General features: G+C 64.4%; 18 protein-coding genes. 9 read left to right on the plus strand and 9 right to left on the minus strand.

What is annotated here, in order from left to right:
* Window positions 1–3: 3 nt before the first annotated feature.
* From R2N11_RS19880 to R2N11_RS19890, 3 genes are all read right to left on the minus strand, one after another.
* On the minus strand, window positions 4–828 hold the full coding sequence (locus tag R2N11_RS19880; RefSeq protein WP_316682124.1) for a TOBE domain-containing protein: 825 nt from the start codon (window positions 826–828) through the stop codon (window positions 4–6).
* A 105-nt stretch (window positions 829–933) separates the two neighbouring features.
* Window positions 934–1,437, minus strand: a complete 504-nt coding sequence (locus tag R2N11_RS19885; protein WP_316682125.1) for a DUF6622 family protein — start codon at window positions 1,435–1,437, stop codon at window positions 934–936.
* A gap of 119 nt (window positions 1,438–1,556) precedes the next feature.
* The gene (locus R2N11_RS19890) at window positions 1,557–4,334 is read right to left on the minus strand and encodes a sensor domain-containing protein (RefSeq protein WP_316682127.1); all 2,778 of its coding nucleotides are present in this window, start codon (window positions 4,332–4,334) and stop codon (window positions 1,557–1,559) included.
* A gap of 822 nt (window positions 4,335–5,156) precedes the next feature.
* Here R2N11_RS19890 and R2N11_RS19895 point away from each other — a divergent pair.
* The 4 genes from R2N11_RS19895 (at window position 5,157) to R2N11_RS19910 (ending at window position 7,396) form a co-directional block, all read left to right on the plus strand.
* Window positions 5,157–5,429, plus strand: a complete 273-nt coding sequence (locus tag R2N11_RS19895; RefSeq protein ID WP_316682129.1) for a glycoprotein — start codon at window positions 5,157–5,159, stop codon at window positions 5,427–5,429.
* Complete coding sequence (locus R2N11_RS19900) at window positions 5,426–5,857, plus strand: hypothetical protein (RefSeq protein WP_199031913.1); 432 nt, start codon at window positions 5,426–5,428, stop codon at window positions 5,855–5,857. The genes R2N11_RS19895 and R2N11_RS19900 overlap by 4 nt, the downstream gene beginning before the upstream one ends.
* 50 nt (window positions 5,858–5,907) lie before the next feature.
* Window positions 5,908–6,816, plus strand: coding sequence for a helix-turn-helix domain-containing protein (locus R2N11_RS19905; RefSeq protein WP_199031914.1), 909 nt, complete (start codon window positions 5,908–5,910; stop codon window positions 6,814–6,816).
* A gap of 139 nt (window positions 6,817–6,955) precedes the next feature.
* On the plus strand, window positions 6,956–7,396 hold the full coding sequence (locus R2N11_RS19910) for a universal stress protein (RefSeq protein WP_199031915.1): 441 nt from the start codon (window positions 6,956–6,958) through the stop codon (window positions 7,394–7,396).
* Window positions 7,397–7,423: 27 nt separating this feature from the next.
* Here R2N11_RS19910 and R2N11_RS19915 read toward each other — a convergent pair whose 3' ends face one another.
* The 3 genes from R2N11_RS19915 to R2N11_RS19925 all read right to left on the minus strand — a co-directional run bounded on the left by R2N11_RS19915 (window position 7,424) and on the right by R2N11_RS19925 (window position 10,305).
* Window positions 7,424–7,969 carry a Spy/CpxP family protein refolding chaperone gene (locus tag R2N11_RS19915; protein ID WP_316682131.1) on the minus strand — a complete coding sequence of 182 codons (546 nt, stop codon included), beginning with the start codon at window positions 7,967–7,969 and terminating at the stop codon, window positions 7,424–7,426.
* A gap of 145 nt (window positions 7,970–8,114) precedes the next feature.
* Window positions 8,115–8,774: a response regulator gene (locus R2N11_RS19920; RefSeq protein WP_199031917.1), complete on the minus strand. Its 660-nt coding sequence runs from the start codon at window positions 8,772–8,774 to the stop codon at window positions 8,115–8,117.
* On the minus strand, window positions 8,758–10,305 hold the full coding sequence (locus R2N11_RS19925; RefSeq protein WP_316682133.1) for an ATP-binding protein: 1,548 nt from the start codon (window positions 10,303–10,305) through the stop codon (window positions 8,758–8,760). Before R2N11_RS19925 ends, R2N11_RS19920 begins: the two co-directional genes overlap by 17 nt.
* A 304-nt stretch (window positions 10,306–10,609) precedes the next feature.
* Between R2N11_RS19925 and R2N11_RS19930 the strand changes: the two genes are divergently transcribed.
* From R2N11_RS19930 to R2N11_RS19940, 3 genes are all read left to right on the plus strand, one after another.
* Window positions 10,610–11,389, plus strand: coding sequence for an AraC family transcriptional regulator (locus R2N11_RS19930; protein WP_316682134.1), 780 nt, complete (start codon window positions 10,610–10,612; stop codon window positions 11,387–11,389).
* An 87-nt stretch (window positions 11,390–11,476) separates the two neighbouring features.
* A complete protein-coding gene (locus R2N11_RS19935) occupies window positions 11,477–12,394 on the plus strand; it encodes a DMT family transporter (protein ID WP_316682135.1) in 918 nt (305 codons plus the stop codon).
* Window positions 12,395–12,396: 2 nt separating this feature from the next.
* A complete protein-coding gene (locus tag R2N11_RS19940) occupies window positions 12,397–13,089 on the plus strand; it encodes a B3/B4 domain-containing protein (RefSeq protein WP_316682136.1) in 693 nt (230 codons plus the stop codon).
* Here the strand turns inward: R2N11_RS19940 and R2N11_RS19945 are convergent.
* Window positions 13,086–14,663 (minus strand): TerC family protein, encoded by a 1,578-nt coding sequence (locus R2N11_RS19945; RefSeq protein ID WP_316682137.1) that lies wholly within the window; start codon window positions 14,661–14,663, stop codon window positions 13,086–13,088. The genes R2N11_RS19940 and R2N11_RS19945 overlap by 4 nt on opposite strands.
* A 109-nt stretch (window positions 14,664–14,772) precedes the next feature.
* Window positions 14,773–16,167, minus strand: coding sequence for a cytochrome-c peroxidase (locus R2N11_RS19950; protein WP_316682139.1), 1,395 nt, complete (start codon window positions 16,165–16,167; stop codon window positions 14,773–14,775).
* Between the two features lie 274 nt (window positions 16,168–16,441).
* Between R2N11_RS19950 and acpA the strand changes: the two genes are divergently transcribed.
* Window positions 16,442–18,580 carry an acid phosphatase gene (gene acpA, locus R2N11_RS19955; protein ID WP_199032674.1) on the plus strand — a complete coding sequence of 713 codons (2,139 nt, stop codon included), beginning with the start codon at window positions 16,442–16,444 and terminating at the stop codon, window positions 18,578–18,580.
* 56 nt (window positions 18,581–18,636) lie between these two features.
* Here acpA and R2N11_RS19960 read toward each other — a convergent pair whose 3' ends face one another.
* Entirely contained in the window at window positions 18,637–18,885 is a 249-nt protein-coding gene (locus R2N11_RS19960; RefSeq protein WP_064806855.1) for a dodecin, read from the minus strand.
* A gap of 352 nt (window positions 18,886–19,237) precedes the next feature.
* On the opposite strand from R2N11_RS19960, the gene R2N11_RS19965 reads away from it, so the two are divergent.
* The gene (locus R2N11_RS19965; RefSeq protein WP_316682140.1) at window positions 19,238–19,510 is read left to right on the plus strand and encodes a hypothetical protein; all 273 of its coding nucleotides are present in this window, start codon (window positions 19,238–19,240) and stop codon (window positions 19,508–19,510) included.
* Window positions 19,511–19,529 lie beyond the last annotated feature (19 nt).

The following is a 19,529-nucleotide window of genomic DNA, read 5'->3' on the forward strand; positions in this document are numbered from 1 at the left end:
GGCTCAGGCCAAACCGAGAATCACACTCGACGCTTCGAACACCGCCACGGCTTCCACACCTTCAGCCAGAGCCAGCGTTTCTACCGCCGTGCGCGAGAGCATGGCCACCAGCACGGTTTCTCCCGCAGACGCAGCGTTCGCATCCAGCAGGCGCAAACGCACCTCGGCCTGCACCGCGCCGTCGCGAATTTCCGTTACCACGCACGGCAACTGGTTTTCCGCAGAGAGCCGCCACTCGGCCATACCATCGCCCATTCGGCGCAGCAGCATCACGGCTGGCGCCTTGATGAGCGCAACAGCCTGCACGCCCGGCACCAGCCCCAGCGTCTGCGTACTTTCCTGCGTGATGGTGGCCACCACGGCCTGACCACCGGGCAAGCGCAGCGTGACCGCATCGTTGACGGCACCAGGGGCCACGGACTCCACCGTGCCGAACAGCGTATTGCGCGCACTCGTGCGCAGCATCAGGCGGCGCAGCACGCTCAGGTCTTCGCTGGCAGCCTGGGCTGCAGCATCCAGACGTTCAACAAAGCGGCGGTGCTCGGCCTCCAGCATGCGGAAGCTGTCGATCAGCCGTTGCGCGCGCGGCGTGAGCACGCTACCGCCGCCACCCTTGCCACCCGTGGTACGTACCACAAGCGGCTCGCCGGCCAAGTTGTTCATGGTGTCGATGGCGTCCCAGGCGGCCTTGTAGGAAAGGCCTACGGCCTTGGCACCCGCCGTGATGGAGCCTGTCTGCCCAATGGCGGACAGCAGTTCGATTCGGCCATGTCCGCCCCAGTTGTCTTCACCGGCGCGCAGCCAGATGGTGCCGTCGAGTTCCAGCATGTCGTCTCGTCGTGGATGGAGATTGCAACATGCGGATGTTAACGCCGATTCGGGTCACATCGCGCCGATCAGGGGCAGATCGGCGCATCGTCGGGCGAGGCAAGCTCAAGCCGCCATCAGGTGCGGCGTCCGCACATGCATCAGCACCGAACGCGAGAGCAGCAGCCCGCCCAGGAACCCGAACAACGCGCTGAACAGCGTCATGAAACCGGCGGATTGCAACACTTCCGGATGCATCGCCAGCATCACGTTGTAAGCGTAGCGGGCTGTGAACAGGCCCAGGATCACCACCATCGGCACCCAGCTGCCGGGAACGCGCACGGTGGCGGCCGATTCGGAGACGGCGCCGCTGGGTGGCATCAGGCGCGTCAGCAGGAAGGCCGATGCAATGGCGGCCAGCCATGCAGCCAGCGCAAGCGCGCTGCCGTGGCTCGCCATCACCACACCGTAGAACGAGTACGCAGCCACCACCAGCGGCAGCACGATCAGGCGACGGCGCGACACCACGCGGGGCTGCGTCTGGCGCAGGCCAAACGCAATCAGCACGACAAACACCACGAACACCCAGGTGGGCGTGTGCGACACGATGGAGGTGATCGATTCGAGCATGGCGGTCTCCCTGTTGGAATGACGCCAGCTTAGGCGCCGCATTCCGCACATGGGAGCAGTTTGCGACGAATGGCAGGAAGGCTGGCGCGAACAGTCAGCCCGGATGGCCAGCCGAGCGCTCAGCCAAGCGCCGCGCGCACGCCGGCATCCACCACTGAAAGGTGTGCTCGCAGCAGCCGATCAAAGCCTTCCGCCGTGACGGGCTTGCCGATGTAGTAGCCCTGGATTTCCTGGCAGCCAGCCTTGGCGAGAAACTCCACCTGATCGGCGTCTTCCACGCCTTCCGCCGTAACGGTCATACCCAGGGCGCGTGCCATGGCGACGATGGCCTCGGTCAGCGCCACCGAATCCGGATCATGCGGAATGCCCGTAATGAACGAGCGGTCGATCTTCACGTTGCTGATCGGGAAACGCTGCAAGTACGACAGCGACGAGTACCCCGTGCCGAAATCGTCGATGGAAATACGGATGCCCTGCGCCGTGAGCGCGTCGAACATCGGGCGGACTTCGTCTGCACCGCCCATCAGCAGGCTTTCGGTAATTTCCACTTCCAGCGCGGTGGGCGGCAGGCCGGTCTCGGCCAGCGTCTGCTCGATCATCGGCACCACATCACCGGCCTGGAACTGACGCGCTGACAAGTTGACCGCCATGCGGAAGTCGTAGCCCAGTGCCTCGTACCACGTCACCGCCTGTTCGCATGCACGGCGCAGCACCCATTCGCCAATCGGCACGATCAGGCCGGTCTCTTCTGCCACCGGAATGAACTCGACCGGCGAGATGGCACCCAGCTTGGCGCTGTTCCAGCGCAGCAGCGCTTCGGCACCAACGATCCGATGGCTGGCCAGGTCGTACTTGGGCTGATAGACGAGTTGCAGTTCGTTGTTCTCGCGCGCGTCGCGCAGCGCATTCTCCAGCAAGTAGCGGCGCTGCAGGCGGGCGTTGAGCTCGGCCGTGTAGAACTGTGCACGGTTGCGGCCATTCTGCTTGGCACGGTACATGGCCGCATCGGCCGAGCGCAGCAGGTCCGAGCCGGAAATGCCGTCGTGCGGATACAGCGCCACGCCAATCGATACGCCCAGGTAATAGCGCCCGTTGACGGTATCGAACGGCTCGCGCATGGTTTGCAGCAAACGCTCGGCCAGCAGCGCAATGCGCTTACCTTCGACGCGCTGCTCGATCAGGATGACGAACTCGTCGCCGCCCAGTCGGGCGATCACGTCGCCAGGGCCGATGCAGTCGGTCAGGCGTGCGGCAGCGCTCTGCAGCAGCGTGTCGCCGCAGGCATGGCCAGCGGTGTCGTTCACGCTCTTGAAGCGATCCAGATCCAGGAAGAACAACGCGAGCTCGCGGCTTTCGTCACGCACGCGCTCGATGGCGTTTTCCAGGTGGGAGATAAAGAAGCTGCGGTTGGTCAGGCCCGTCAGCGCGTCATGCGCCGCAAGATGGCGCAGGCGTTGCTCGGCGCGTTTGATGTCGGTGATATCGGCGAACGACAGCATGATGCTGCTGGGCACCGGCTCGCCCTGGCGACGGATCGGGATGATGTTCTCGCGAATCCATACCAACTCGCCGGTCTTGAGCAGAAGCCCGTAGACCCGCCCCAAAATCGGCTCGCCACTGCGCTTCACGAGCTGCGAAGGCAGGACATCGTGCGCGATCTCGCTGCCATCTTCGTCGATCACGCGTTGTAGTGGGTCCAGCCGGTTCCGCCCGACCAGTTGTCCGGCACGCACGCGCAGGATGCGCTCGGCGCTGGCATTGGCTGCCAGCACCACGCCATCCAGATTCTGGATCAGCACGCCCTCGTTCAGGTGCGAGATCGCCAGGCGATAACGCTCTTCGCTCTCGGCCAGGCCGCGCTCGATGGTGTCTTTCTGAATGGCGACGCCAGCCAGGTGGGTTACATCGTCGAGGAAATTCAGCTCTTCTTCGCTGGGCAGGCATGGCTGGCGATAGAACAGCGTGAGCGCGCCCAGCTTGTCACCACGAGAAGAGCGAATCGGCAACGCCCAGGCCGCCGCAAAGCCCGCAGCCAGTGCCGCGGTGCGCTCATGCTGCCAGCGCGGGTCGGTTGCGATATCGCCAATGAGGGCGGCACTGCCCAGGTAGACCGCGCAGCCGCATGCACCAGCATCGGGGCCGACGGGCGAGTTCTCCAGCGTCGCCGCGTAAGCCGCGGGCAACGTGGGCGCAGCAGCGATGCGCAGGGTCTGGCTTTCGTCCGGTTTGTCGGCATCCAGCAGCAGCACCGCCGCCATGGCATTCGGGTAGACCTGCTCGACGTACAGGCACAAGTGGCGCAGCACCGTCGACAGCGTCGCATTGGAAGCGAGTTGCGCTAGCACAGCGTTCTCCGAGGCGAGCAGGCGGCGTGCTTGCAAGGCTTCGGCACGGGCCTGTACGGCGTGGCGCTCAAGCGCGTGGCGCGAGCCGGCCTCGCGCAGCACCAGCATCACAGCCGGTTGACCCTCGTGCTCGCACGCGGCGGCTTCACTCGCAACCAGCACATGGGTGTAGTCGGCCCGCACCAAGCGGTGCTCGACGGGCTGGGCCCCCAAGCCTCCGCTCACCATGCGCGCCAGACGCGGCACGGCCTGGCCCACGTCATCCGGGTGGATCAGCCCGGCAAGCTGTGCGCCTTCAAGCTGCTCCGGCGCCTGCGCATTCATCAGACGCGCAGCGGCAGGATTGGCCCGCACGACACGCCCTTCCACCGTCAGCAGCACGGCATCGGACGACAGGCGCGCCAGCGCATCGAAATCCGTGCCCGCAGCCTGCTCTTCGGCTGCGATCTGCGCCGGGGTAACAGGTGCCGTTGCCGGGTGTGACATGACCTCCGGGGCCAGCTCCGCGGCAACAGGAAGGGCTCCGGCATCGGCCGGATGGGAACGGTTCATCGGGGATACGGTTGCTTGGTCAGCGACTGCAGTGGAAAGCGCAGCCTACACACGTTTCGACCCTATCCACAACGGCAAGCCGGCAGAAAACTGAAGAGCGCTCTGCACGATCACCTGAGCGCGGGCACCATCGCCAAAGAAAAACCCGCGCTCAGTTGACGAGGCGCGGGTTGAAATCTCTGGACCGTGTCGATCTGTTCCAGAGAGGAGAACCGACCCATGAAGCGCCGGGCACATAGCTGCCCCGGCATCGCTTCCATGCTTTAAATAATAGTGTCCCGCCCAGAAAAACAAAGAGCGGAAAAGGCAGGGTATTCCATCCCTTTTTATAATCCACCCCATTTTTTCGGCGCCTTTTTTTGGCACCGCACGAACCCCGTTGCTGCTTGCCCCGTCTGGGTGCGCTGGCGATCTACGATGCACCGCACCGTGATACGGATGGTGCATATAAATCTCCCCGGCATATTGGTTGGTCGAAACACGCACGTGAATGTTCCGCGCCGGGCTCGACATCGGTCGATTATGTCGATTGCGTGAATCATTTGCGCAGGGTGAATCACCTTCAGACGGACGATGGGGCAGTTTGCCGCGTCAAGTTTCGACACGAAGTGCCGTTACACTCCAGTGATCCCGCCTGCCCGCATTGCTTTACAGGCGCATTCTGACCCCCGTGCTTTGACCGTCATGCCGTCTCTTTCCCCCACGTCCCGATCGCCGTCGGCATCGCCTGTGTTGCGGCGTTCCACGCGATTGCTGATTGCCGTAGCGACACTGGCCGCGCTAGTGATACTGCCGCGCGCGCATGCCTCAGCACAGCCGAGCGTGCCGCGCAACGCAGCTACCACCAGTGCACCGGCTGCTGCCGAGCCCCCCGCACCGACCTCGACTACGACCGCCAAGAACGGCAAGGAAGGCAAGGCCCCCACCTGTCAGGCCATCATGCAGCGCCTCTCGGGCAGTCTGGCAGGCACGCCCAGCCGGGCCGACAAGCCTGGCGCTGTGATGGTCGACTTCGAAAAATCCGGCGTGACCATGGCCTGCAGCCACTCCGACGCCGTCGCCATTCCAGTCCCCGGCAACGCCAAGCCGCGATGACCAGCACCGCAATCGCGCGCGGTGTGCTTGCCGGCATGCTGGCCGCACTGGCCATGACCGCCTTCAGCGTGATCGGCGCCGAACGCTGGATCACGCTGCCCGATCAACCCGATAGCTATGCGTCGCTGGATGCCGGCAGCATCCAGCGCATGCCCAGCGGCCCCGTCAGTGCCTGGGTGCGCGTGGAGGCATCCAATCGCGCGGGCATGCGTTCATTGCAGCGCATGTTCGGCGCCTTCCGCGGCGACATGGCCGATTTTCTCTACACCGTCGACTGCCGCAGCCGGCAGTTCTCTGTCTCTCGTGCCAAGTTGTACCAGGGCGCCATGACCGTCATCGAGAAGCAGTTCGCCAACGACGCCAACTGGCAGCGCGTGGATGGCGTGGGCCTGGCGGGTGCAGTGGCGCACGAACTCTGCCCAGGCTAGCGGCCGAGGCCGCCCCTCACCGGCGGCGCGATCGTTGGTAACATCGACGCGTGCGCCCCACCCTCGACCCCACTTCGCCTGACCCACGCGTGACCGCAGACGCCAGCGTCTTCGGCACGCTTGCACGCGGGTCGCGCGCATCGCTGGAGCGCGTTGCCAATCTGGGCGATGGCGTAACCGCTGCCATCTGGTGCAACGAGCACGACGAGGCGCGCTACGTCCAGCCGGGCCACCACACACTGTCGGTGTACCTGCAAGGCGGCTACACCACGCACCGGCAGGATTTGCCGAACTTGTTTGGCGCGCCGGGCCGTGTGTGCATGCTGCCGGCCGAGCACGAGTCGGCCTGGGTGATCGAGCAGCCGATGCGCTTCGTCCATCTGTACTTCGCACCCGACGCATTGGCCGGGCATGCCGTACGTCTGCTCGACGCCGAGCCGCGCCTGTTTACCCTGCACGACCGCACCTTCATTGAAGACGCGCGCCTCGCGCAATCGTGCGCACGCATCGCTCAACTCGACTGGACCGACCTGGACGACCGTATGTGTGCCAACGCGCTGGCCAACGATACGCTGTCATATCTCGTACAGACACAAGGCCGCACGCGTGCGCTGGCGGTGCGCGGCGGGCTGGCGCCGCACGTGTGCCGCCGCATTTCCGCACGCATTGAAGCCGAGCTGGACGCGCTGCTGTCGATTGGGGAGCTGGCGGCCGAAGCCAATCTGTCGGAATTCCATTTCGCGCGGATGTTTCGCGCATCGTTTGGAGTCGCACCTCACGAGTGGGTTCTGCAGCAGCGCATTGCGCGTGCACAAGACCTGCTGCGATCGACCACCCTGTCGCTGGCAACGATTGCCGAGCGCTGCGGCTTTGCCAGCCCGAGCCATTTCAGCCGGCGCTTTGCCGCTCAACTCGGGGCGTCGCCCTCGCGCTATCGGCAGGCTTGGCAAGGCAAGTAGCTCGCCTGTCGTGCGCACCAAAAACGAACGACCGTATTTCAGCAACCGCTGAAGAGTGGCGCCCGGCCTAGCGTTTTCCACGATAGAGGTGTCGTGTGCAGTGCAGTAGTTTGGAAGTGGGTTCCCCATGGAGAGCACCATGTTTACCCATATCCTTTTGCCGACCGACGGCTCCGAGCAATGCCGCAAGGCAATCGACGGCGCATTGAAACTCGCGCGCGCCACAGGCTGCCGCCTGACCGCTTACACCTGCATCGAAGAATTCCCCAACATGGCGTATTCCGCCGGGGTGGGCGAGTGTCCACACGCGCACTACATGGAGCAGGTGCAAGGCCACGCGAAAGACTGTATCGACCGCATTGCCGAGCGCGCCCAGGAAGAAGGCATCCAGTTCGACAGCGATGTCTCACAATTTGCCGAGCCCTACCTTGGCATTCTGGATGCGGCGAAGCGGCACGCGTGCGACGTCATCTTCATGGCATCGCACGGGCACCGTAGCTTGATGGGCCGATTGCTGATCGGCAATGAAACGCGCAAGGTGCTGACCTACGCGCATGTGCCCGTGGTGGTCTACCGCTAGCGGCGGCAGCCCCACAGGCAAGCCTGATTACATTGCCGCCAGTTCCTGCGCGGGTGCATCTTCGCCCTGCTCAAGCTCGGCCATGCGCCGCGCTTCGCGATCAGTGACTTGCTTGCGCTGTTCAGGCGTCAGCACCTGCATGATCTTGGCGCCGGCTTGCGCGCGCAGTTGGGCTTCGCGGGTAACCGCGCGGCCCAGCGCTTCGGACAGCGTGCGAACGCGTGCTTCATCGTACTGGCCGGACATCACCATCTGACGCAGGTCACGACGCGCATGTGCGACGGCCTTGTGTTGCTCGCGCTCCTGCGGCATCTGCGCATACTTGATGGCGAAAATCTTGTCGCGCTGTTCTTCGGTCAGCTTCAGGCCACGCAGGAAGAACTCGCCACCGTGGTGGCGCCCCATACCGTGCGGCCCCATCGGGCCCTGCCCGTGCTGCATCATGCCCGGCCCATGCCCAGGCATCGGCGACATGGGTGTTGCGTCGGGGGCGGCAGTCTGGGCCAGCGCAGCACAAGACAAGAAAAGCCCGGCAGCAACGGCAACCAGGCGGCGGGAAGTCACAGCGATCATGATGAGGCTCCTGATGAGAATATCGGCCGAACACGCCAGCCATATGCTCACTGTAGCCATCGGTGTCGCACCAAAGGTGGGCAAACAGAGGAGTTTTCTTTAACGCCTGTTACGCCACAATCGGCATGCAGCCGCATCAAACACATCAAGCGTCGAGCCGATACCCCACACCGTAGACGGAGTGGATCATGTCGGTGCCGGGGCTCAGCAACTCCATCTTGCGGCGCAGATTCTTGACGTGCGTATCGACCGTGCGGTCGGTCACGATGCGGTGGTCGTCGTAGATCTGCTCAAGCAGATTTGCGCGCGAGAGGATGCGCCCCGGCGCACCGGCCAATGCCGCGAGCAGGCGGAACTCCACGGGCGTGAGATCCAGGCGCTGGCCCCGCAGCGTGGCGGAATACGCGGAGCCGTCGATCACGAGCGCGCTCTCGGGCAGGCCGCCGCCGCGCTGCGCGCGCCGCAGAATGGTCTTGATGCGCGCGACCAGTTCACGCGGGCTGAAGGGCTTGCAGATGTAGTCATCTGCACCGAGTTCGAGGCCGAGCAGGCGGTCGATCTCTTCCACGCGCGCCGTCACCATGACGATGGGGACCTCGCTGAAGGTCCGCACTTCACGGCAGATTTCCAGACCGTCCTTTCCGGGCAGCATCAGGTCGAGCACCACCAGTTCGGGCATGGCCTCGCGCACGCGCTGCACCGCGTTCGTACCATCGGCCAACCACTCGGTTTCATAGTGGGCGGCACGCAGATAATCGATCGTCAGTGCGGCCAGCTTGGGTTCGTCTTCAATGATCAGAATCATGGTCAGCAAGCGGATCAAGCAGATCAAGAATGGGCAGGCGGATGATGATCCAGAGCCCGCCCAGCGGCGAGGGCCTAGCCTCAATGGTGCCACCATGCGCGGCAACAATAGTCTGACACAGGCTCAGGCCCAGCCCTGCGCCGCCCTGCGCACGACTGCGAGAAGGGTCGGCGCGGAAGAGCCGGTCGAAGATGCGCGGCAGCATCGCCTCGGGTACGCCCGGCGCGCTGTCCTGCACGTCGATCTGTTGCCACTGGCCGTCCTGGTGGACATGCACGCGCAATGTGCCGCCGGCATCGGTATAACGCAGGGTGTTCTCCAGCAGGTTCTGCATGACCTGACGCAGGCGCTGCGGATCGCCGTTGACCATGGCCTCTTGCGAAGGCACGCTCGGCAGATCGAGTTGCAACGCGATGCCCTTCTCCATCAGGCGCGGCGTAAAGCCCTGCACGGCACTGCACACGGCATCGGCCAGATCAAGCGCTTCCATGTGGAAGGCCAGCGCCCCCACGTCGGCCAGTGACAACTCGTACAGATCGTCGATGAGCTTGCTGAGCGTGGCCACTTCAGCCTGCAGCGAGGCCAGCGAGGTGACCGTCAACGGACGCACGCCGTCTTGCATCGCCTCCAGTTCACCGCGCAGCACGGCCAGCGGTGTGCGCAGCTCGTGCGAGATATCGGCAGTGAGCTGGCGGCGCATCTTTTGATTGGCCTCCAGCGATGCCGCCAAGTGGTTGAAGTCTGCCGCCAACCCGCCAAGTTCGTCGCGCGAATGCACATCAACGCGCGTGGCGTAGTCGCCGTCGGCCATGCGGCGGGCGGCGTCGGTCAGCCGGCGCATTGGCGCAAGCAGCCCACGCGCAAGCAATACCGCCACCAGCGCGGCCAGCAGCACCGACAATCCGGCGATGATCCATGTCGCCCGCAGTTGCTGCCCCAGGAAAGCTTGGTCTGCACCTTCGGGCACACGCATGCGCGGCGGCATGGCCAACCAGCCGATCGTCAGATCGTTGTGACGGAGTTCATGCCATTTTGCGTTGGGGCCCAGCGGTGGCCCATCGCCAATGATGACGTGGCGCTCGGCATCCAACAGCCAGATCGGCGACCGGGGCATCGGCGGCGGCTCGCCTGGCGGATGCGGAGGCAGGCTGCCGGCGCGCGCAACATCCGGCGGCGCAGGCATGCCACGCCCCATATCGGGCGGCAGCGGATCAAAGTGTCGACCGGGCGGCGGGTCGAGGTGCTCGCCTCCCATGCCATTGGCACGGGCACGGGCACCTTCACGGCGCAGCAGGCGGAACCACGCCTGACGATCGTTGCGCAGGAATTCCCAGTTGCCGTGCTCGGCGTAAGCCGCTTCAACGCCGCGGGCGAGCACGGTCATACGCTCCGCCTCGCGTGTGTTGACGTACTCAAGAAAGTTGGCGTCGAAGCGCCACCGCACGGCTGCACCCATGGCAAGCGCCACGACGATGCTCAACGCGAACAGCACAACGAACAGCTTGGAGGTAATGCCGAAAGACGGACGCATGGATCGATGCAAACACTGTCGCCCGCGCCAGCGGGGACGATTCCCGCATGGCCGGACGTCAGGCTTCACGTCATCTTACCGGGTGACCCCGGGCGGGATGCCTTGAGGATAACAACCGCATGGCACCAGAAATTGAGCGAAATGAGAAGAACACGTTCCACGGCGTTTCAAGATGGCGCCGCGCGCACGTGCCGCGATCTGTCGCATCGCTCACCCGCCCCCGCAAAGCACGCTATCCTGCGGCATTCGTCCCGCACCCAGGAGACCCGCCTTGCCCAGCCGGCCGGCCCGCCCCGCGTTCTCGATGCTCCGCTGCACCATGTACGGCGTGGAGGCCGTTGCCGCAGATTCCGGCCATACGTTCCCGCGCCACACGCACGAGCAGTTCGGCATCGGCATTGTCGACCGGGGTGCACAGAAGTCGTTCAGCGGGCGCGGCATGGTTGAAGCCGGTGCGGGCGACGTCATCATGGTCAATCCGGCCGAGGTGCACGACGGCACCCCGATCGGCGATGCAGGCCGCGCCTGGCGCATGCTGTACTTCGACCCGGGCACGATCGGCACACTTGCGCATGACCTGCAGATCGGCAAGAACAATATGGAGTTCAACCGCCCGGTCGCGCGCGATGCCAACCTGGCGCGGCGCGTGCGCCTGCTGTTCACGCAGATGACGGCATCCGCCACGCAATGCGATGCACTGCTGCGCGAACAGTTGCTGCTATCGGTACTGGCCGATGCGCTGCACACCGTCAACAGCCACGCCAACGATGCCCCCGACGCCATCCGCATGGCGCGCATGCGCATCGACGATGACCCAGCCACCGGGGTCTCCCTGCTCGACCTGGCGCAAGACACCGGGCTCAGCCGCTTTCAGGTGTTGCGCGGCTTTGCGCGTGTCACGGGCCTCACGCCGCATGCCTATCAATTGCAGCGGCGCGTTGCCCTCGCGCGCCGGCTGATCGCCCAGGGCCTGCCGCTGGCAGAGACTGCTGCAGCCTGCGGTTTTGCCGACCAGAGCCATATGACACGCCAGTTCGTGCGCAAATACGGCGTATCGCCTGGCATGGTGGCGGCGACGCGGTAACCGGCCGCTCTCTTCCCTGCAATTTCGTTCAAGACGCGCGCTTCGGGCGCCGCCATCCTGCGGTCTTTCACAGACGCAGGGTTCGACATGTCCAGACGCCTCGAAGGCTGCCTCTACCTCGCACTGGCGATGGTGCTGGTGGGCAGCACGGTTGCGGCCAGCAAGATCATCGCTGCCGGGCTCCCGCCATTCACCGCCACGGCGTTGCGCTTTGCGATGGCGCTGCCGCTGTTTCTCGTTGCCATGCACTTAACGGGTGCGCGTTGGCCGGCACTTTCACGCACGGAGTGGGGTCTGTTGTTCCTGCAGGCGGCAGCTGGCAGCGTGGGCTACACGACGCTGCTGATCTCGGGGCTTCGTCATACGTCGGCGGCAGATGCAGGCGTCATCATCGGCACGTTGCCGGTGGTATCTGCGCTCATTGCCATTGTGGTGCTGGGCGAACGGCCAGGGCGCGCGGTATTGGGGGCGATTGCACTGGCGACGACGGGCGTGCTGGCCATCGCTTTCCAACCCGGTAGCGACGCTGCGCATCCGCTGGCGGGCAACATGCTGGTGATTGGCGCGGTGGTGTGTGAAGGGCTGTTCATCCTGCTCAACAAGCGGCTGCGCACACCCGTGCCGCCGCTGGCGTTATCGACGTCGATGAGCCTGTTTGGCTTGCTGACAGCATTGCTTCCAGCCCTGTGGGAGACCCCATGGCAATTGCATGCTTCCACACAGGCAACGCATGCACTGGCCGCGGTTACCTACTACGCCATCGTGCCCACCGTCGGCGGCTTCGTGCTCTGGTATGCAGGGGCGGCACGCGTGAGCGGCGCAGAGGCCGCGCTCTTCACGGCCCTCGCGCCGGTGGCCGCAGTCGTTTTTGCCGCCGTACTGCTCGGTGAGGTGGTCAGCGTTCAGCAAATCACCGGCATTGCATGCGTACTGGCGGCGGTACTGAGCCTCGCCCTGGCGCGTTCATCTGCACCAACGTCTTCCCGCCCTAAGGAATCCATCTGACCATGCGCTTCGTTCATGCTCCACAGATCTGGCAAGACTTTCCCGAACTCGTGCCCGGCGTGCTGTCCGTCAAGGGTGTCCGGCAGGATGCTCGCTTTGATACGGAAATCGCCCGGCTGCTATCGGTCGCCCGCGTCCGGTTGGCGGGCACACCGGAAGGCGAATTGCCCGAAATCCAGGCGTGGCGGCGCGCGTTCTCGCGCATGGGGCTAAAACCCACGCAATACCGCTGCGCCGCAGAATCGCTCTTGCGACGCTTCCGGAAAGACGACGCGCTGCCGCAACTGCACCCGCTGATCGACGTCTGCAACGCGGCCTCGCTGGCGTTTGCGATTCCGGTGGCGGTGTTTGATGCAATGGCCATCGACGGGCATCTGACCGTCCGCCGCGCCACTGGTAACGAGCGCTATCTCACCTTCGCTGGCGAAACCGAGCAGCCCGATGCGGATGAGGTGATCTTTGCCGACGGCGCCAACCACGCACACGCGCGCCGCTGGTGCCACCGCCAGAGCGGCGATTCGGCCGTCCGCGCAGAGACATCGAGCGCATTGATCGTGGTAGAAGCCATGCACGCAAACGCGGCGGCAGACGTGTATGCGCTGCTGGAAACGCTGGCGGCAACGCTGACGGCTGCCGGGATGAGTGTCTCGGCGCCCCGCCTGCTGAGTGCGGCGGCGCCGGAATACGTGGCTTAGGCTTCGGCGTCGGGCGCCGTCACCTCTTCCATGCGCTCGATGCGCACGCGCACGATGCGGCGGCTACCGGCTTCGAGGATGACGAAACGCAGGTCGTGGCGCACCAGCGTGTCGCCCACCTCGGGCAGACGATCCCATTGGTTGAACAGGTAGCCGCCAAGGCTCGTGGCACCACCACCTTCGTCGAGCAGCCAGTCGACGTGCAGCACGTCTTCGAGCTGGCGCAGGTCGGCCTCGCCAGCCACCTCCCAGCAGCCTTCGCTCGCCTGCTCCACGTCAAGGCGCTCGTCTTCGTCGGGAAACTCCCCGGCAATGGCTTCCAGCACGTCGATGGGCGTCACCACGCCCTGCACTACGTCCAGGGGATCGATCACCAGCAGCATGCGCCCGCGCGCACGCTTGAGCAGATCCATCAGGCGCAGGATGCCGACGTTATCCGACACCTTGAGCGCGGGCTTGACCGAGCGCTCCACGTCAATGGTGCCGCGCGTGTCGAGGTCACCCATCAAGTCCTTGGCACGAGCCACGCCCACCAGATCATCCAACCCGCCTCGGCAGACCGGAAACTGGTTGTGCGGCACCGCCAGCAACAGCTTGCGCGTGGTTGCCGCATCGGCTCCCAGATCCACCCACGAGATGTCATGGCGCGGCGTCATGATCGAACGCACCGAGCGCTCGGCCAGATCCAGCACGCCGCTGACCATGCTGCGCTCTTCGGGGCGGAACACGGCCTCGGGCGCGGGCTGATCCGCATGGGGCGCAGTTTCGTGGGCCTCGGTATCGGCCGGGGTACCGCGACGGTCGCCCAGCAGGCTCAGCACGGCGTCTGCAGTGCGCTCACGCAACGGACGGCGGCGCTCGTAGCGCACGGTGTTGCGCTGGGCCACCTGGTTGAAGAACTCGATCAGGATCGAGAAACCGATGGCCGCATACAGATAGCCCTTCGGAATATGGAAGCCCAGCCCTTCCGCCACCAGGCTGAAACCGATCATCAGCAGGAAGCTCAGGCACAGCACCACCACGGTGCGATGCGCGTTGACGAAGTTCGTCAGCGGACGCGACGCAAACAGCATGGCGCCCATGGCGATCACCACGGCGGCAATCATCACCGGCAGATCATTGACCATGCCCACCGCGGTGATGACGGAGTCGATGGAGAACACCGCATCCAGAATCACCACCTGTGCGATCACGTTCCAGAACTTGCCGTGGCCGGTGCCGTGGCTCTCGTCCTGAGGCTCGCCATCCAGGCGCTCGTGCAGCTCTGACGTGGCCTTGAACAGCAGGAAGAACCCGCCCAGCAGCAGGATGATCGAGCGCCCCGACAGATCCACCGGCCCGATCGTCAGCAGCGGCTTGGTGAGCCCGACCAGCCATGAGATGGCCATGAGCAACACCACCCGCATCCCCAGCGCCAGCCCCAGGCCGATCATCCGGGCACGATCACGCTGCGCAGGCGGCAGCTTGTTGACGAGGATGGCGATGAAAACGAGGTTGTCGATGCCGAGAACAATCTCGAGCACCACAAGGGTGAACAGGCCAATCCAGATGGACGGGTCAGCAAGCCAGGTCATAGGGAAGATTCAGTGACAGCGCAAACGCAATCTGCCGATGATAACCGCAGCGCACGCATGGCCAGCGCTGCGGCAGAGAACGCAACAAATGGGCCGACCGCCTATGCGCTCAACGCTGCGCCACGTGGGAAACCCGGGCGGCCCGCCCGGCCGGCTTCTGAGCCTGCACGGGGCGGTAGCCATCGGTCAGCGTCTTGAGAAAGACAACGATGTCGCGCACGTCGGCCTCGGAGAGCACCGGCTTGTCGCCTGGCTTGCCACCGAAGGGCGGCTCCATGTTGACGTTGGCGCGATACTGGACCGGCAGATCGTCGAATTTATCAACCGTGCCGTCGGCCTTGCGCGGATACCACTTCTGCGGTTGGGTATCGCGCTGGGCGTAGAAACGCACGGCGTCTTCCAGCGTATGGATGGCGCCGTTGTGGAAGAACGTCTTGCGCAGCGCCACGTTGCGCAGTGACGGCGTGCGGAAGCGGCCGCAATAGTCGGTGCGGTCTTTCAGGTCGGTGCGGTCGGGGCCGCACAGGCCAAGGTCAAAGAACGCCGGATCGGCATTGGCCGGCAGCGCGCGGTTGCGCGGCACGCCCACGGCAATGTGGCCGAAATCGGTGAACGCAGGGAAGGCGCCGTCCTGCTTGATGGCGCTCACGTGGCACGAGGCGCAGTTACCCTTGGCCGGATCGGCAAAGACTTGCAGGCCGCGCATCTCCTGCGGCGACAGCTTGACCTGCTTGCGCAAGAACGCGTCGTACTTGCTGTCGTACGGATAGAACTCCGACGGCGTCTGCTGGAATACCTCCAGCGCCATCAGCGCGGCGCGGAAGGCGGTGTCCTCATTGTCAAGAATGTCGTCGCCGAACACCTGGCGGAACATCTGCGCGTGGCGGCCGCTGCGCAGCTTGGCAACCACGGCAGCCGGCGTACCGTTTGCCATCTCGTGCGCGGAAAGCAGCGGAATGCGCGCCTGATCGTGCGTGGAGGACACGCGACCGTCCCAGGTGTAGCCGCCGGTCGGGCCCTGGTCTTCGGAATCGTTGCCGTCGTTCTCGTAGAAGTGCTCGGAGAACGGCGGCACATTCTGGATGTAGCGCAACGACGGCGCGGCGCGCACGCCGGTCTTGTGCATGTCGGCGCCGCCCAACTGCACGGACAGATCGTTCGGCGGGCCGTAGGCGTGCGTGGGGCTATGGCAGCTCGCACAGGCCTGCTTGCCAGAGGCAGACAGTGCTGGATCAAAGAACAGCGCCTTGCCCAGTGCCGTCATGGCGGGCACCGATGGGCGGCGTGTCGCCATCATCGTGTAGAAGGCCTTCTCGTAGGCCGGTGCAGCCGGTGCGGAAGCTGCCACCGGCTTGGCTACTGGCGGGGAAGCCGACGGAACCGAGGCGGCCGTCGCCGCCTGCGCCGAGGACGGTTCGCCGCGTCCGCACGCAGCCAACCCGGCAAGCGCAAGCGCCGAAACAGCGATCACGCGAAACGTGGCAACAGGCAGAAGGCGGCGCATTGGCGATGGACGAAATATTGGGAGCCTTGCAACTTAGCATGCGCGCGATGACACTTTGATGTCGTCAAACGTCTGTCACGTCAGCCCTTGGAGAACGTTCATGGTGGCAAATGTCTTCAAACGTTCGGTGGTGCCCCTGCTCCTCCTGATGATGGTTATCACGGTCAATTGGACCGAGACTCGCTTCAGGCCAACGTTTTCATCATCAACTTGTCACACAGGAAGACCAGACTCCGGCTCGCTTTCGTCCCCCACACAACAATCCAGGGAAATCATGAGCCGAGCATTCCGTCTTCTGCCGCTGACCGCGCTGGTCGCGGCCAGCATGTCCGCCTGTGGCGGCAGCGACTCGAACAACAGCGCCTCCACCCAGTCCACTTCGGGCGTGGTGACGGGCAGCTACTTCGAGCATGCCAAGGTCTGTATCGATGCCAACAACAACGGCAAGTGCGATTCGGGTGAAGCCAGCACCTATACCGATGCCAACGGCGCGTACACGCTCGCCGGCACGGGCGCCATCACGGTGGAAGTCGGCACGGATGCCTTCCGCAACGACCCGGCTACGGGTGCCCACAATGCCATCACGCAACCGCTGGTGTTCCGCGCACCGGCCGGCGCCGCTGGCGTGGTCAGCGCAATCTCGACGGAACTGGCTGCCCTGATGGACAGCAACGGCGGCGACATCAACGCTGCCAAGACAGCCCTGGCCGCGCGCCTGGGCGTGACGATCGACAAGCTGCTGGAAGACCACAACAAGGAAAGCGACGCCAACATCAAGGCGGCTCTGCAGGCTGAAATCGATCAGGCCATCGCGCTGATTGCCGATGCCGTGGCCAGCGGCGGCGACATCAACAAGGGCATCCGCGACGGCGTTGCCAAGCGCATGGCGCTGAACAACAACGTGCAGACCATCGTCGTGATCTACGCGGAAAACCGCGGCTTTGACAACCTTTATGGCTTGTTCCCGGGCGCCAACGGCATTCCGGGTGTGAACCCGACCTCGACGGGCACTGCCGTTGCACAGAAGGACTTCGACGGCTCCGTCCTGCCGACGCTGCCGCCGACCTGGGGCGGTGTGACCGCTGCCGGGCAAACCGTGCAGGTCACGCAGGCGCAATCCGCCAACATGCCCAACCAGATGTTCCAGATCGACAGTCCGTCTGGCTTCGGTACTTCGGGCACCGTTGTCGGCCAGAACGTCATCACGCGCGACCTCTGGCACCGCTTCTATCAGAACCAGATGCAGATCAACGGCGGCAAGAACGACAAGTTCGCCGCTTTTGCTGATGCGGGTGGCCTGTCGATGGGTTACTACGACGGCAGCAAGATGGCCATGTGGAACATCGCCAAGCAATACACGCTGGCTGACAACTTCTTCATGGGCGCCTTCGGTGGTTCGTTCCTGAACCACCAGTACCTGATCTGCGCGTGCGCGCCGATCTACCCGAACGTCAAGAACTCGCCTGCCTTCAAGAGCCCTGCCACCATCGCGTCCGTCGACGCCAACGGCACGCCGCAACTGGCACCGAGCGCCAGTTCCGTGATGGCAGGCTCGCCGACCTTCCCGGGCGACGGCAGCCTGACCCCAATCGACAGCAACGGCAACTCGTACGCAGTCAACACGATGCAGCCGCCGTACCAGCCGTCGGGTAACGGCGTGGCCAGCGGCAACGCTGCCTATGCTGACCCGACCAAGGCTTCGACGATGCCGGTGCAGTCCACCACCAACATCGGGGACCTGTTGACCGCCAAGGGTGTGAACTGGGCCTGGTACGCTGGCGCCTGGAACGCCGCGCTGGCCGACGCACCCAACACCACGCGCAGCGTGATCTACGGCGGCACGATCCAGTTCCAGCCGCACCATCAGCCGTTCAACTACTTCACGCGCTTCGACCCCGCCACCACCACCGGTACCGCCGAGCGTGCAGCCCACCTGAAGGATTACGACGCCGCCTTCCTGCAAGATGCCGCCGCAGGCAAGCTCCCGGCCGTGACGTTCTACAAGCCGCAGGGCAACCTGAACCAGCACGCCGGTTATGCCAACGTGGCCGACGGTGACGCCCACATCGCCAACGTGATCGCCCAGCTGCAGAAGAGCCCGCAGTGGAAGAACATGGTGATCGTGGTGACGTATGACGAAAACGGCGGTTTCTACGACCACGCCACGGTGCCGAAGGCTGACCGCTGGGGCCCGGGCACGCGTATCCCGGCGATCATCATCTCGCCGTTCGCCAAGAAGGGCTTCGTTGACCACACTCAGTACGACACGGCTTCGGTGCTGCGCCTGATCACGCACCGCTTTGCCCTGCCGACGCTGCCGGGCATCAAGCAGCGTGACGACGGCCTGGTGGCCAACGGCAACAAGCCGATGGGCGACTTGACCAACGCGCTGGACTTCTCGCAGTCGCAATAACGCCTGCAGCGCAGTCCTCGTGAAGAAGGCAGCCTCCGGGCTGCCTTTTTCTTTACCTACTTGCCTTTCTTCTTGCCGGCAGGTTTCTCGCTCGCCAGGCTCTCCAACCGCATCCCCACCTTGATGGTCACCTGCCAGTGGGCAATCTTGCCGTCCACCAGGTGGCCTCGCGTCTCAAGCACTTCAAACCAGTCAAGGTATTTCAGCGTCTCGCCGGCCCGGGCGATGGCATTGCGGATGGCCGCATCGCTCGACTCCGGCGAAGACCCCACCAGTTCGATCATCTTGTAGGTATGGGAACCCATATCGCCTCCATGTTGGTCTGGGTGTCGTGCAGAAGGTCTCCTGCAGACTGCACGCAGAACGCGCCCACGACAGAGCGTGCGCCACGTCACTTACCAGAATGGCTGGTGCCGCCGCACTCTGCCAGCCCATTTTTTGGTGGGCAAATCAAAAGCTTGGCGGTTAATTGCGTTTACAAATTTGACAAAGCCTGTCACGCCGACCGACGCAGCGCGTCAAACCCAGCCGAGACCTCTGCTTGAACTGTCATATTGCGCAGGTACCCTGCGCGGCTTTTGTATGACATCACGGCGTCCTGCCGCTGGCACAGAACGTGCCTTAGGTAGTTCACCCGTGTCCCCTAGAGGAGGCGCAATGCGCCACCCCGCCCAACAAGCTATCGCCACGCCCCCGCTCCGCCGCACGTCGTCTGCATCGTCGACCGCGTCTTCCGACACCTCACGCCTGCTGGCCGAGACTGTCGCCTTCCATATCGAACGCGGCGGGCGCCGCATCGAGGCCACCTACTCGGCCCGCAACGGCATCGTCACGGTCAAACATCAGGGCAAATCCCTGTCCACCTATTCACCGCAGGGCGACTTCAAGGCCGTTGCACGCCAACTGCTCAGCGTCATGCTGACCATCTGAGCACGCAGTTCAGTCAAAT

The sequence above is a fragment of the Ralstonia flaminis genome (assembly GCF_958415495.1).
Taxonomy (GTDB): Bacteria; Pseudomonadota; Gammaproteobacteria; order Burkholderiales; family Burkholderiaceae; genus Ralstonia; species Ralstonia flaminis.